Source organism: Methylobacter sp. Wu8 (assembly GCF_036440755.1).
Classification (GTDB): domain Bacteria; phylum Pseudomonadota; class Gammaproteobacteria; order Methylococcales; family Methylomonadaceae; genus Methylobacter_A; species Methylobacter_A tundripaludum_A.
On record NZ_JAZGVT010000051.1, the window covers coordinates 47,095 to 61,156 of the forward strand.

At 53.9% G+C, this 14,062-nt stretch carries 9 protein-coding genes; 3 read left to right on the top strand and 6 right to left on the bottom strand.

Going from position 1 to position 14,062, the window contains the following annotated elements; all coding sequences use genetic code 11:
* Nucleotides 1–9 precede the first annotated feature (9 nt).
* Nucleotides 10–1,005, bottom strand: coding sequence for a phosphate/phosphite/phosphonate ABC transporter substrate-binding protein (locus V3O24_RS06095; RefSeq protein ID WP_331306600.1), 996 nt, complete (start codon nucleotides 1,003–1,005; stop codon nucleotides 10–12).
* Nucleotides 1,006–1,279: 274 nt separating this feature from the next.
* On the opposite strand from V3O24_RS06095, the gene phoB reads away from it, so the two are divergent.
* Together phoB and phoR are read left to right on the top strand one after the other, a co-directional pair.
* On the top strand, nucleotides 1,280–2,002 hold the full coding sequence (gene phoB / locus V3O24_RS06100; RefSeq protein ID WP_104423062.1) for a phosphate regulon transcriptional regulator PhoB: 723 nt from the start codon (nucleotides 1,280–1,282) through the stop codon (nucleotides 2,000–2,002).
* A 5-nt stretch (nucleotides 2,003–2,007) separates the two neighbouring features.
* Nucleotides 2,008–3,324, top strand: a complete 1,317-nt coding sequence (gene phoR, locus V3O24_RS06105; protein WP_331306601.1) for a phosphate regulon sensor histidine kinase PhoR — start codon at nucleotides 2,008–2,010, stop codon at nucleotides 3,322–3,324.
* A 257-nt stretch (nucleotides 3,325–3,581) separates the two neighbouring features.
* On the opposite strand, the gene V3O24_RS06110 is transcribed toward phoR, so the two are convergent.
* The 4 genes from V3O24_RS06110 to V3O24_RS06125 all read right to left on the bottom strand — a co-directional run bounded on the left by V3O24_RS06110 (nucleotide 3,582) and on the right by V3O24_RS06125 (nucleotide 10,318).
* Complete coding sequence (locus V3O24_RS06110) at nucleotides 3,582–4,766, bottom strand: Wadjet anti-phage system protein JetD domain-containing protein (protein WP_331306602.1); 1,185 nt, start codon at nucleotides 4,764–4,766, stop codon at nucleotides 3,582–3,584.
* Complete coding sequence (locus tag V3O24_RS06115; RefSeq protein ID WP_331306603.1) at nucleotides 4,766–8,134, bottom strand: ATP-binding protein; 3,369 nt, start codon at nucleotides 8,132–8,134, stop codon at nucleotides 4,766–4,768. Before V3O24_RS06115 ends, V3O24_RS06110 begins: the two co-directional genes overlap by 1 nt.
* 67 nt (nucleotides 8,135–8,201) lie before the next feature.
* A complete protein-coding gene (locus V3O24_RS06120) occupies nucleotides 8,202–8,861 on the bottom strand; it encodes a DUF4194 domain-containing protein (RefSeq protein ID WP_331306604.1) in 660 nt (219 codons plus the stop codon).
* A gap of 2 nt (nucleotides 8,862–8,863) precedes the next feature.
* Entirely contained in the window at nucleotides 8,864–10,318 is a 1,455-nt protein-coding gene (locus tag V3O24_RS06125) for a DUF3375 domain-containing protein (protein WP_104423067.1), read from the bottom strand.
* A 339-nt stretch (nucleotides 10,319–10,657) separates the two neighbouring features.
* On the opposite strand from V3O24_RS06125, the gene clpB reads away from it, so the two are divergent.
* Nucleotides 10,658–13,234, top strand: coding sequence for an ATP-dependent chaperone ClpB (clpB, locus tag V3O24_RS06130; RefSeq protein WP_331306605.1), 2,577 nt, complete (start codon nucleotides 10,658–10,660; stop codon nucleotides 13,232–13,234).
* Between the two features lie 182 nt (nucleotides 13,235–13,416).
* Here clpB and V3O24_RS06135 read toward each other — a convergent pair whose 3' ends face one another.
* Complete coding sequence (locus V3O24_RS06135; protein ID WP_104423069.1) at nucleotides 13,417–14,061, bottom strand: DUF2290 domain-containing protein; 645 nt, start codon at nucleotides 14,059–14,061, stop codon at nucleotides 13,417–13,419.
* Nucleotide 14,062: the final 1 nt, after the last annotated feature.

Here is a 14,062-nt window from a genome sequence, read left to right on the forward strand (position 1 = left end):
CGGTTACGATTAGTCGGCCTTATCTAAAGGCCGCACTGTTTTGATAAAGGTCTCAATAAAAGTCTGAACCGGTCCATAACTGTCGTCATTGGCCGGTTCAAAACGGGTAACCGGAATACGCGCCAGCATTTCCCGGCCTTGCGGATGACGGTCTAGGCTAAACAGCAGTTTGGCGAATTTGTCGGTCAGCTCTGCCGGCAGGCCTTTACGCATCACCCAGCCGTTATTTTGCAGGGATTCGGTTTGCCATTTGACTTCGAGCTGGTCGGCTAACTGGGGGTTTTCCTTGCAGAATGTTTTCCAGGGCGCCGGCCAGGTTGCTCCAGCTGCGACATGGCCGAGCAACACGTTAATGATCGAAGACTCCTGCGAACCGACATAGCGGTTTTCGATGTCGCGGTTAATATCAAGGCCGTGGGTATGCAGATAATGCTGGGGCATCATCGTAGCCGCCAGCGCAGTCGGCGCCGGGTAGGAGACGGCCTTGCCCTTGAGGTCTGCAACGGTATTAATGCCGCTGTCGCGGCGCACCAGAATGATGCCGCGAAAATCATCGTCATCGGCCATCTTGCCAAACACGCGATAGCCATGCTTAAGCGAGTTGACAGTCTGATAAGGATTCGGCATCGCAAAATCAAAGTGTCCGCTGTAAAGCTTTCTGTCAAATTCGTCATAGTCGCGCGACGCTTCCAGGATGAAATCGGCTTCGGGTATGTTGGCGTTAAGGAAATCGACAATGGGGGCGTAAACCTCAAATAAGCGCTTGGGGTTATGCAGGGGATGGATGCCGATTACATATTTAGTCCGTTTAAATGGGCTTTGCGGCCTGAAACTGGGTTCATAAATGTTGTCGGCTTTCTGGTTCCAGCCGGCAAAAAACGCTAAATCCAGTAATAAATTCCACCCTTTTTGGGTGGTGCTTTCTTGGTGTTCGGCATTATTTATCGATGTTCGGCTGGCTTGGCTTGGGTTTTCCCAAGTAGGGGCGTCTGCATAAACGGTCAAGTTAGGGAGCAGCAGTATTATGAGGCCATATCGGCGTAAAATTTCAATCATTAACAAGATGAAGTTCTGCGGCTGAGGTCGAGGCTACGGTAAGCTGTAAAAGATCTTAACACGTATCAAGGCTGGCTGGAATGATACCCGTAATAGCTGGGTTTTGGAATTCTTTTGGCGAACGCGCATTCATTTGGCCGTGACAATAAGCAATTTTTTTTGTCATAAAAGGGTAATATGTCATTCGGTAAAATACCCCGTTTATTCTTATCTTAATTTGATTATGTCTAATTTAAATATTCTCGTTGTTGAAGATGAAGACGCCATCAGAGAGATGTTGATGATGGTGCTTGAGCAGGCCGGTTTTAGGTCGATCGCGGCAGCGGACGCGGAAGAAGCGCAAAAATTCCTTGATGAAGCTTTGCCGGACTTGATTCTGTTGGACTGGATGTTGCCCGGGGTCAGCGGTGTCGAATGGGCCAGGCGTTTAAAAAAGGATCCCATGTACCGGGATCTGCCTATTATTTTGTTGACGGCGCGAGGCGAGGAAGAGGACAAGGTGAGGGGCTTGGAAATCGGTGCAGACGATTATATGACCAAACCCTTTTCACCGAAGGAGCTGGTGGCGCGTATCCGCGCCGTTTTACGCAGAAGCGGAAAAATAAACGACCTGGCGCAAATCACCTTGGGCGATCTGACCCTGGATACCGAGCAGCACCGGCTCAGTATCGGCGACAAACAATTGGATGTGAGTCCGACCGAGTTTCGCTTAATGCAGTTCTTTATGACCCATCCCGACAAGGTATTCAACCGTACTCAATTGCTGGATCAAGTCTGGGGGCGTAGCGTATACATTGAAGAACGTACCGTTGACGTGCATATACGCAGGTTGCGTAAAATTCTGGGCGAACACGGCCGCGAGGATTTGGTTCAAACCGTGCGCGGTTTCGGCTACCGGTTTTCAGTGGGGGATTCGTCAACCGCTCCTACCGTCATGGCGTCGTAACCTATATGGGGGTTTGGCAAAGAGAACTTATTACCGGACTGCTGCTGTTCCTAGCCTTGTTGGTCGTGGGCGGCATGACCGGTCTTTTTATGCCCTTGGCGCTGTTATTGACGATGGCTATATTAATGCGCCAGCTGTTCCAGATTAACCGTTTCGAGAAATGGATACGGGCAGGCGGCAGGGCGAAATATCCCAAGACTTACGGCGTTTGGGAAGAAATTTATTACCATGTTTACCGGATCAAAAAAAACGAAAGAAAACGCAAAAAGAAACTGAGCAAAATGGTCGATCAGTTTCGCCAGTCGACAGAAGCATTGCCGGATGCCGCCGTCGTTCTGGGCGCCAATGACGAGATTGAGTGGGCGAATAAAGCGGCCAGGGAAGTTTTCGGTTTACAGCAGTCGGATAAAGGCCAACGCATTCCGAATCTTATCCGTTTCCCTGAATTTATCCGTTACCTTAAATCCGGCAATTATAACGAGGCCGTCATACTGCCTTCGCCGATAAACAACCGTATCACGTTGGCCGTGCGGATCATCACTTATGGCGCAGGTTTGCGCCTGCTATTGGCCCAGGACGTTACGGAGCTGAAAAAAATGGAAAGGATGCGCAAGGATTTTGTCGCTAACGTATCGCATGAACTCAGGACGCCGTTGACCGTGCTGAAAGGTTACCTGGAAACCTTGCAGGATATGGATGACGGCGAGTCGCCGTTATTGACCACCTCGTTTCAGCAAATGCAGGGACAGACTGAGCGGATGCAGCATCTGGTTGACGATTTGCTGTTGCTGACACGCCTGGAAACCCAGCAGAAGAAAACCGAGTGCGTTAATGTTCCGGCTTTATTAAACCAGATTTGCAAGGAAGCGGAGACCATGAAGGGCAACGCTTCCGCCCCTCGTCTTCAGCCTGTAGGCGGCTGCCCTTCCGCCCGGATTCAATTAAGCCTGGAAACCGATGCGCACATCGTTGGCGAAGAGCAGGAGTTGCGCAGCGCCTTTACCAATCTGTTGGGTAATGCGCTTAAATATTCAGCGGAAGATTCCGTGGTTAAAGTGCGCTGGCATCGATCTAAAGACAGCATCGTGCTGGACGTGGAGGATCAGGGCGAAGGCATTGCTGCGGTCGATATTCCGCGCGTTACCGAACGGTTTTACCGGTCTGAAGTCAAGCGCGCCAAGAAAGTCGGCGGTACCGGTCTGGGCTTGGCTATCGTCAAACATGTATTGATGCGGCATGACGCCAAGTTAAGCATAGTCAGCGAATTGGGCAAGGGCAGTTGTTTCAGTTGTCATTTTCCGCTTAAGCGGGTTTGTAACTGATGGGGCCGATTCCAAGAATGTTATTTGTTTTTACCATGAAGGACTTGAAGATAAATCTAACTATTCGGTCACGGATTGCACATCCTGCAAAACCGCAGTATGGGTTCTACTGAAATTATAGGATTTCAGGAGGTAGCGCGAAGGAACAACGTTTTTATGAAAATTCTCTTTCCTTCACGGCAATAAAAGCAAGTTATAGACAGTGTACTGAACCAGCACTCTCGCCGTTTTCTACGCGTAACACCAAGAAAATAAACCTATACCAGCGCCGATAACGCGGACTCGACCCAACCGAAGCCTATCCTTTCCTGCTCAAGACGCAGATTTTTGCCTATCCGGTTGTCGCGTAAATCATCATAAAGCGCCATCTCATCAGGGTTCAGCCTGGGCAAGTCGCGTAGCGTCTGTTTCTCTTCCTCGCCCCATTGCGATTCGAACGCCAGCAAAGTGGCGCGATCCATCAGGAATGACCGGACATGATCGAACCGGCTGCGAAGCTGATCAAGAATAGCGAAGCCGTGGGTGTCAATATCGCCCCAATAATGAATGCGGCAGCGCGAAAGCCATTTTGCTTTGCTTAACATTTCAAACCCGTATCCGGCTCCGAAGATGACCAGGCTATTCTTAACCTGCGGAAAGGCCAAGAAGTTGATCTCATTCTCGGTGATGAACACATGCGTGACATCGGTATCGAGTCGGGCAAAGCTCTCCGCATCAAGGGTAATATCCTGTAAAAGGGGCTCCGCTAACAGGCTATGCTCTGGATCGAGAACGCGAAAGCGGATACGCATCGGTTTGTCGCGAAACCCGTAACGCTTGGCGAATTGGCTTGCGCCGGATGCCGTCTGGTCAATTGCCTCAAGCGGCAAGACGATGTCCAGTAATTCCGAAAGCACGCCGCGATGGGCTTCGATAAACTTGCTGTGTACGCACGGGATGTCTATCTGTCTTAAGTACACGCCAGGACATGGATGAGCCAGCCGCCAAGCCACGATTTCCAATAGCAGACTCCAGTCGTCGCCAAGCTCCAGTGCGCGCATTGGCCGTTTAGCCAGCCACGCCAGGGCGAGCGGCTGTTTCTCGCATGTTAAATCAATCAATGCAGTGAAGCGGGCGGCGTCTCGCCGTTTACCGATCAGCGCCAAGGCGTCTTCCAAGGTATCTATCCATGCCTCGTGAGGTACTGCGTTTGCGCCGAATACCCGATGCTTAAACTCGCGCATCTCCACACGGCAGTGAGACATCATCCGAAGCTCGCCGATCCAGCTGCGTACCTCGTCAAAGCGGGAGGCCATCTCGGCCGACGTAGGGCATTTAAGCGTCAAACGCTTCGGGAATAGCGGTGCGCCGGTCACAAGACTGGCCGGCAATTCGCCTCGATCCCACAGCTTGAGCGCCTGGGCGCGCAAATCGGCCGGCGTGGTCCAGTTGCCGTGCGTCATCAGGACATCCTCGCTTTCTCGGCGCGGTACTCCTCAATCGACAGATTGCGCAACTTGGATGCGCGGCCTTCCTCGTTGTGGACAAATCCCACGCTGGAGACGAAAGGTTCGATGATGTGGATTTTCTGCAAGGGAGTGACGATCAAAAGTTGCAGGTTGAGTTGTTTAAACAGTTGCAGGCCGTATTGCGCGGATTCGTCCGAACCGCGCCCGAACGCCTCGTCGATCACCACGAAACGGAAAGAGCGGGAACGTATCGCTCCCCATTCAAGGCCGAACTGATAGGCCAAGCTCGCGGCCAGGATGGTGTAGGCCAGCTTCTCTTTTTGACCGCCCGATTTGCCGCCCGAGTCGGAATAATGCTCGTGCTCGCTGTCGTCCTCGCGCCAGCGCTCGCTGGCGGCAAATATAAACCAACTACGCACATCGGTGACCTTGGCGGTCCAGCGGCGGTCCGGTTCGGACTGTCCTTCGCGTCCGCGAAAGCGTTCGATGATTCGTTTGACCTGAAGGAACTTGGCCTCGGAATATTGGCTGTCGTCGGAACCGGTCAACGCGCCTTCGGTACAGGCGCGCAGTTCGGTCTGGAAATCGCGGATGTCGGCATCCGGCGTCGGCTGGGCTTCCAATACGATATAGCGGCCGGGGTTGTAGTCGATCTGGTTCAGCGACTCGTTGATGCGGGTAATGCGCTCCTTGATGGTTTCTCTTTCCCGGTTCAGCTGAGAATGAAAGTTCGCCACCTCGCGGATGGTATTCTCGTTCAGCAGCTCCTTGAAGCGCGCTTCGAAGCGCGGCAAGTCGTCGGCTTGTAGTTTGTCGAGCATGCTGCGGTATTCGAAACCCGCGTCAATGGCGGCATCGACCTCCGCCGTCTCCAGCTTGAACGCCTCTTTGTATGAGGTCATCGCCTTAACGATCCGCTCTCCCAAATGACTGAGTTTCCTGGTTTCGCTATCGATTTGCTTTTGCAGCCAGTCGCGCATGTCGCGTTCGCGGTTATCGCAGGCTTCGACGGTGAGTTGATGCTCTCCTAACGCGTCAGCCCTTATGTTTTCAAGCCTTTCGAAATAGGTGGAGTGGCTTGCATAGGCCGGTTCATCGATAACCGCCTGCGTTTGGGCATACAGGGTTTCCGCATCGGATTTCTTCTGCTCGGCCTTGGAACGGTTGTCCTTGCGATCCTCCAGCTGGGCGTCCGTGCTGTTCAATGCGGCAATAATCTCATTCAGCCGTTCGGTCAGTTGCTTGAGCACGTCGGAAGCGGATTCCAGCTTCTGTTTTTCGTCCGTTAATTTAGCCACTTCCACGGCAAGGGGCTGCCAGTCGAGTTCGCGAAAATCGGCGTATTCGTCGAGTTTCGACAGCGCTTCAAGGCGTTCCTTGAGCGCGTCCCTGTCCGCCTGAATTTTGCCGATGCGGCTGCCCAGTTCAGCCAGACTTGCCTCCAACTGCCTTGCTTTGGCTTCGAGCGTGGCAATCTTTTCCGCGTTGGTCCAGCCCAGCACGTAACGGCTGCGGTCATCCAGCCGGTGGCGGTCGTCTTTTTCGTGGCGTTCGCCGGGCGCTTTGATTTGGCCCGCTCGCGTGATGGCGCGCGTCTCACGGCGGAATTGCTCGTGCGTCGCGCAGCAGGCCACGTCGAAACGGTGCGCCAGCTCGCGTTCCAGCCAATCGTAAAAAGGCGAGTCGGGTTTGATGGCCAGTTTGCGCGCCAGGGAATCCCGGTGCAGGTTGGGCAATTCGCCGCGAGCGCCTTGGCGTATCCGAAAATAAACCAGGCGTCCCTTAAGGTGTGTCCTATCGACCCATTCGGCGACTTCCGCGTAATGCTGGTCAGGCACCAGCAGCGATAGGCCGAAGTTTCGCAACAGCCGTTCGGCCGCTCCTTCCCAATCGCGCTCGTCGTCATGCACTTGCAGCAGTTCGCCGGCAAACGGCATCTCTTCTTCGGATAAATTAAGGGCCGAGCATAACGCGCCACGCATTTTTACCTGTTCATCCGGAATGTTGCTGCGCCGGGTTTTCAGGCTGTTGATTTCGGCGGTCAGGCCTTCGTGTTCCTGCATGCCTTGGCGCAAACTCACGCTGTGCTCGGTCAGATTGTTTTGCAGACGGTTATCTTGTTCCCTGCCCACTTCGGTCAATGCCAGAAAACGCTGTTGCTGGGCAAGAAAACCGGACTCATCTCCAGGCTCGCTTTCGCCGACAGTGCGCACCAATTCGGCGTAACGTTGCGCTTTACGTTCGCGGGCCTGGCGTTCCTGATCCTTGTTGCGAATCTCGACAGTCAAGCGCTCCAGACGGTCGCCGCCGTTATCGGCAATGCTGCGTTTAAGTTCGTCCGCCTCGATTCGTTGCGCGTCACGGAACTGTTCGAGCCGTTTGACTTGGGCGTCCTGTTTTCTCCATTCATCGGCAAGACCGGCGATACGTTTGTCCAGAAAGCCCAATTTCAGCTTCGCGAAGTAGGATCTCAGCGCCTCGCGGCAGGCGCGGAGTTCTTCGACTTGCGCCGCGAGGGACGCATGGTGTCCGCAGTCGGCGACCAGCGGCGTAAGCAATTCGACCTGTCGCTTGGCTTTTAACACCGCCTCGTGGGCCCGGTTCAGGTCGTCGAAGTGGCCGATCAAGGCTGCGATGCGCGGCGCAACATCAAAAGGTTCGAGCATATGGCTGCGCACGAAGTCAGTCAGGTTGCCGACCGATTTCATCGATACCGTTTGATGGAACAGTTCCAGCGCCTGTTCGTTATCGATGCCGAAACGGCGGCGGAACCAGGCGCCATAAGGCGGGAAGCTGTCGAACAGCTCGGCGTTTAAGCCTCGCAGCTTCTTGCGCAGCCCGCCGATGTCGGCGCCGAACTGGGTAAAATCCGTTTTAATCGACAATGCGCGTTCCGCACCGACAAAAAAGCGCGCCGGTTGGCCTTGCGCATCTTTCATCCAGAAAACCTGAGCCAGCGTCACCGTTTGGTCGTAGCCCGCGTTATGAAAAACGCCCAGTATCACCGAATAGTTATTGTGGTCGCGTAGCGCCACGGGTTTGGCGGTTCCGCTTACCTCGTTGCGCTCGGACTTGTAATGACCCAGCACATAGGAGCGTAGCGACCGCTCCTTGCTGTCGGCCCCGGCGGCCTTGTTGTAGGCGATCCGGTGCGCCGGCACCAGCAGCGTTGTGACGGCGTCGACTAGCGTCGATTTGCCCGAGCCGATGTCGCCGGTCAGCAGGGCGTTCTTCCCGTCGGGATTAAGCGCCCACACCCGGCCATCGAAGGTGCCCCAGTTGAAGACTTCCAGGCGATGCAGGCGGAAGCCCGACAGCGTATCGTCGTTCGTGAAATCCAGGCTCAGTTGCTGATCATTCATGCCGCACCTCCTTGTGCGGCACCCTTCGGGCCACTTCGTGGTGCAAATCGGCTGTCCTGCTGATTTGTCATGACACACCTCCTTGTACATTGCTGTTCGGGCCTTCTTCGGCGGCAGCCGTACTGAGTTGTGCCTGATACCCCGCCAGCCGCGTATCGAAATCCGCCAGCCACTGCGCGTCGACAAAGGCCTTGAGGATGCGCCTCAACTCGAATGCGGTAGTTTGTCCGGCGGCCGGTTTAAGTTTGCGCAGGAAGCCCAGTTCGACGATCTTGTTCAGGTGGGTCTCGATCTGGTCGATCAGTTTGGCCTCGTTGCTGCTGTCGGGCAGGAATACCCGAACCAATTCGACGATCTCATCCCTGGATAGCACCAGCCGTGTGTCGCCGCCGCTTGCGTCGAACTCGGCCAGCTTCTTGCGCAACAATGCCAGCAGCAGGCTTACCGGAAACGATAGCGGACGCCGGGCAATCAGGCGCGGAAGCTTTGGCGTTGCGTCATCGCCGGTTTCCTGGCGCGAGCGCAGGAAGGCATAGCCCTCAGCTTCGTCAAGCACCAGTTCCAGGCCCAGTACCGCCACATAGTCGCGCACCCGGGCTTGCAGGTTGAGCAACGCATTCCAGAGGCCTGCGTCCGCTTCCTGATAAATTACGCCTTTGAGCAGAAGTATGACCTGTGACGACAAGTCATGCGTTGCTGCGGAGTTTTCAGGTTCTTGTTCCGTCATTTTTACCTCATAAAGATCACGCGCGGCAAATGCGCCTGTTTCGTATATTCCAGGCCATCGTTCCCTGTGCGTATCCAGGCGATGATGTCGATTGTCTCTTCATCCACCACCGTCTTGAAATTATCACCGGCGAGTTGCAGGTACGCCACCAGCTCCGCCAAGCCATGTTGTAGCGGCTGCATCTTGCACAGCTCATGCAGGGTCACTTGCGAGCGGTCCTGCAATGCGTGGCGGATGTGCCTGCTCAATTGCGCCGTGTCGATTACGATTTGCGAATACAGCGCCGTCGCATCCATGTCGGCATCGCCCGATTCCAGTTCTATATCGGCGATTAACGGCTTGACGGTCGGAGTGTGCAGCGGCCGTTCCATCGGCAACTCGATGTCGGCGGCGGTATCGGCAATATCCGTTATTATTCCCGGCGGCTGTGATTCCCGTAGCGCCAGCGCCTTGGCCTCAATGCCGTGCAGGATGTCCATGATACGGCGGTTCTCCAGCCAGGCCTGATCGTCCAGAAAGCGGCGCAACTGTTGCGAAAGCTGGGCCACCGTGCGCTGCGTGTGTTCGCCGGCTTCCAGCCAGTCGTAATGTACGCGCCGGGTGCGGGCGTCGGGCCCTAGTTCGGCAATCGGGGGCAGGGCCAATACGCGTTCAAGCAAACTTGAGAGTTCTTCCTGGCGGCTGCTGGACATCAGGAAATCCCAAAAAGCGCGGAAACTGCGGCCCTGGTCGGAGTCGGCAATGGCGTCGCGCTCGCCCATGATTTTTTCCAGCAGTGCGCCTTTGGAGCCCTCCCACAACGCGATGCGTTCCCGCACGCGCCGATCCAAGCCGCGAAAGTTGTGTTCCACCTCCCGGAAATCGGTCAGCAACTCGCGCGCCAGCTGAATGAACTGTTGAAAGCGGTCTTTCAGCGCCGTGTCGTCCAGCAACGGAATATCTCCAGCCAGAATACGCCTAATCTCGGCATCGATTTCATCGCGGCGCTTGTGCAAGTCGGCAATACGCGCCTCCGGGTCGGTCTCGCTGCCTTCGCTCATCTGCTTGAGCAGCTCGAACAGCGTGAGCAGGCGCGACTCGGTACCCACGAAACTGCGCTCGGCCAGCGTCCCGAGCCAGGCAATGGCCTTCTCGGTGGACGGGGTCAGGTCGAAATGCGGCTCGTCCGATCCCTGAACATAGAATTTACGCAGCCAGCCCTTGTCGGCGCCCGCCCAATCGTTGAGGTAGTCCAGCGCCGGTTTCGGGAATGCCTCCGCTCCCAATCGTTCGCGCAGGGCGAACAGTTCGTCTTCCAGTGTTTCAGCTAAATCCGCTTGCGCCATTACCCGCACGTTGGGCACGATAAATACGCGTTGCAGAAAGCTCGCTACCAGCGGCGCATGCGGCGAATTCAGCAGGCGCCAAGCCGGATGGTTTTGGCGCAACAGGTCAAGGGTGGCGTAGTCCAGGTTCAATCGGTGATCTCCAGGCCGGCTTCAGTATAGGCGATGACTAAGAAAATTATTGCAGCCAGAGTTTAAGCGCAAAGTTTTTTCAAACAAGAAAAATCTTATCCATCATACACTCGGCTTCACCAGCGTTTTGTTTTTGGCTGCTGAATAGTACGAATTTAATAGCTGTAACCATAGCGCGTAGGAAGAAAAGCTTTATTAAGTTCGTTGCTGCCGGGCAAAAAAATCAATCGCTCTCGGTTTTGAGCCGTTATCCGCTTTACCTCAGCAGCCCGCTTGAAAACAATCGGATTATCCCCCATGCTAGAGGCAACTTAAAAACTCCTTAATGAGGCAAATATTATGCGAATGGACAAATTGACCAGCATGTTTCAATCGGCATTGGCCGATGCACAGAGTATGGCTTTGGGCAAAGACCATCAATTCATCGAGCCGATCCATGTGATGCTGGCGTTGCTGGATCAACACGGCGGCAGCATCAGGCCGTTGCTGACCCATATGGGCATCAACACGCAGTTGCTGCGTACCGATCTGCTTAGGGAATTGGATAGGCTGGCGACGGTTAGCGGTTCCGGCGGCGACGTGCAGATTTCCAACGAATTATCGCGCTTGCTGAACTTGACCGACAAACTGGCGCAAAAGCGCAATGATAAGTTCATCTCCAGCGAGCTGTTCCTATTGGCTGTTTTTGAAGAAAAAAGCCTGCTTCAGGACATGCTTAAAAAAGCCGGAGTCACCAAGCAGGCGGTGGAAAGAGCCATCGACGCGATGCGCGGCGGTCAGGCGGTGGACGATCCCAATGCCGAAGAGCAGCGTCAGGCTTTGCAAAAATATACGATCAACCTGACCGAGCGGGCGGAACAAGGCAAGCTGGACCCGGTGATCGGCCGTGACGACGAGATACGCCGGACGATCCAGGTTTTGCAGCGGCGCACCAAAAACAATCCGGTGTTAATCGGCGAACCGGGCGTCGGCAAGACCGCGATTGTCGAAGGCCTGGCGCAGCGCATCGTCAACGGCGAGGTGCCGGAAGGCATCAAGGGCAAGCAGGTTTTGGCTTTGGATATGGCGGCCTTGATTGCCGGGGCCAAGTTCCGCGGCGAATTCGAGGAGCGCCTGAAAGCGGTGTTAAACGATCTTGCCAAACAGGAAGGGCAGGTGATTCTGTTCATCGACGAGCTGCACACCATGGTCGGCGCGGGCAAGGCGGAAGGTGCAATGGATGCGGGCAACATGCTGAAACCGGCGCTGGCGCGCGGCGAATTGCATTGCGTCGGCGCTACGACGCTCGATGAATACCGCAAATATGTCGAAAAAGACGCGGCTTTGGAGCGCCGTTTCCAAAAGGTATTGGTTGACGAGCCGTCCGTTGAGGATACCGTGGCGATCTTGCGCGGCCTGAAGGAAAAATACGAGGTGCATCACGGCGTCGATATTACCGACCCGGCGATCATCGCGGCGGCAAACCTGTCTTACCGTTATATCGCGGACCGGCAGTTGCCGGACAAGGCCATCGACCTGATCGACGAGGCGGCCAGCCGCATACGGATGGAAATCGATTCCAAGCCCGAGGAAATGGATAAACTGTACCGGCGCTTGATTCAGTTAAAAATCGAGCAGGTCGCGCTTAAAAAAGAATCCGATGCCGCGTCCAAAAAACGCCTGGAAATTCTCGAAGAAGAAATCGCCGATCTGGAAAAAGAATATTCCGACCTGGAAGAAATCTGGAAAGCCGAAAAGGCCTCGTTGCAGGGTTCGGCATCGATCAAGGAAAAGCTGGAGCAGGCCAAAACCGAACTGGAAGCGGCCAGCCGATCCGGCGATCTGGCGAAGATGTCCGAGTTGCAGTACGGCATTATCCCGGCGCTGGAAAAGCAATTGCATTCGGACACCCCGGCGGAAGAACATAAAATGACCCTGTTGCGCAACAAGGTTACCGAAGAGGAAATCGCCGAAGTGGTGTCGAAATGGACCGGCATCCCGGTGTCGAAAATGATGGAGGGCGAGCGCGACAAGCTGCTGCACATGGAAGAGCAACTCAGCAAGCGGGTGGTCGGCCAGGAAGAAGCGCTGAGAGCGGTCAGCAATGCGATCCGCCGTTCCAGGGCAGGGTTATCCGACCCGAACCGTCCGAACGGTTCGTTCCTGTTCCTGGGGCCGACCGGCGTCGGCAAGACCGAGCTGTGCAAGGCGCTGGCCGAGTTCATGTTCGACACATCCGATGCGATGGTGCGCATCGACATGTCCGAGTTTATGGAAAAGCATTCCGTGGCGCGTCTGATCGGTGCGCCTCCGGGTTACGTCGGCTATGAAGAGGGCGGTTACCTGACCGAGCTGGTCCGGCGCAAACCGTATTCGGTCATCCTGATGGACGAAATCGAAAAAGCCCATCCCGATGTGTTCAACATCCTGTTGCAGGTGCTGGACGACGGCCGCCTGACCGACGGACAAGGCCGAACGGTCGATTTCAGGAACACGATCGTTGTGATGACCTCTAACCTGGGCTCGGATGTGATTCAATCGCTGTCCGGCGAAGCGCTGTATTCGGTCATGAAAACGGCGGTCATGGACATCGTCGGCACCAAGTTCCGCCCCGAATTCATCAACCGGATCGATGAGGCGGTGGTGTTCCATTCCTTGGGGCGCGGACAGATTAGGGCTATTTCCAAAATCCAAATCGACTACCTGCGTAAACGTTTGCAGGATCGTGAAATCGGCTTTGAGATTTCAGAAGAAGCGCTGGATTTATTGGGCGAGGCGGGATTCGATCCGGTTTACGGCGCAAGGCCGATGAAACGGGCGATTCAGCAACAGCTTGAAAATCCGTTGGCGCAGCAGATATTGGCCGGAAACTTTGTCGCCGGGGATACCATCAAAGTCGATGTTGAGCATGAGACGTTGCGGTTTTTAAAGGGTTAAGGCGTGCGCTATGTAGGATGAGTAGCTCGTAGGCGGTTTCGAGACAGTAAACCGCCAATCAAAACACAGCTCAAAAATAATCAGACATAAAAACCCCCGCTTGGATTTTTCCACGCGGGGTCAGGTTTATACTCCGTTTATGGCTGGTGCCTCATGGCGAATCCGTCCTACAGCTCTATTTGTTAATAAATGCCAAGGTGAAGTAAGGATTTTTCTTGATCCGTGATGGTTTTCGTGAAACGTTGACTGCTGATAATAAATTTCTGTGTATGTTTTTGAAAAGCAGGGTTATAAAAATTTCGTAATAGAAAGGTAATAAATATTTCAGGTGTTAGTGGTTCAGAAACTGGAATCCTGCAATTTTTATATTGCCCTAAAGTAGCATGAGTTTTTGGATGTTTTATGTCTTCAAAATTGTCAGGATCATAATCAAAACGAATAGGAAAAGTAACAATATTTCTTCCTAAAATATCAGCATAAATTTCATCATTTTCATAAAGGTCAGGTTCATTTTGAAAACTTTCTAAGGTGGGCGCTGGAAAAAAAGCTAACCGATGAGAAATCAGCTTGCTATCTTCAAAGCTATAAAGCATTTGAATTAAGGCACCATCAAGCATTTTGATATTGTAGTTTTTGGTTTCTTCCAATTTTCTGTATATTTCTTCATAAGCTATATTTTTCATGGCAATAGATACATCCTGCATACCCGAATAAGCAATACGTCCAAATTGACTTGAAGGAAAGTTTTGTTCTGCCGATAGTCCTATTTCAATCAGCTTCGCAGTTATTTTCTCAATTTGCCTAAGAATAATGACAGAATCTGGCATA

Coding starts and splice junctions, on each gene's coding strand:
- clpB (WP_331306605.1), top strand. CDS start 10,658: ATGCGAATGGACAAATTGACCAGCATGTTTCAATCGGCATTGGCCGAT.
- phoB (WP_104423062.1), top strand. CDS start 1,280: ATGTCTAATTTAAATATTCTCGTTGTTGAAGATGAAGACGCCATCAGA.
- phoR (WP_331306601.1), top strand. CDS start 2,008: ATGGGGGTTTGGCAAAGAGAACTTATTACCGGACTGCTGCTGTTCCTA.
- V3O24_RS06110 (WP_331306602.1), bottom strand. CDS start 4,766: ATGACGCACGGCAACTGGACCACGCCGGCCGATTTGCGCGCCCAGGCG.
- V3O24_RS06115 (WP_331306603.1), bottom strand. CDS start 8,134: ATGAATGATCAGCAACTGAGCCTGGATTTCACGAACGACGATACGCTG.
- V3O24_RS06120 (WP_331306604.1), bottom strand. CDS start 8,861: ATGACGGAACAAGAACCTGAAAACTCCGCAGCAACGCATGACTTGTCG.
- V3O24_RS06135 (WP_104423069.1), bottom strand. CDS start 14,061: ATGCCAGATTCTGTCATTATTCTTAGGCAAATTGAGAAAATAACTGCG.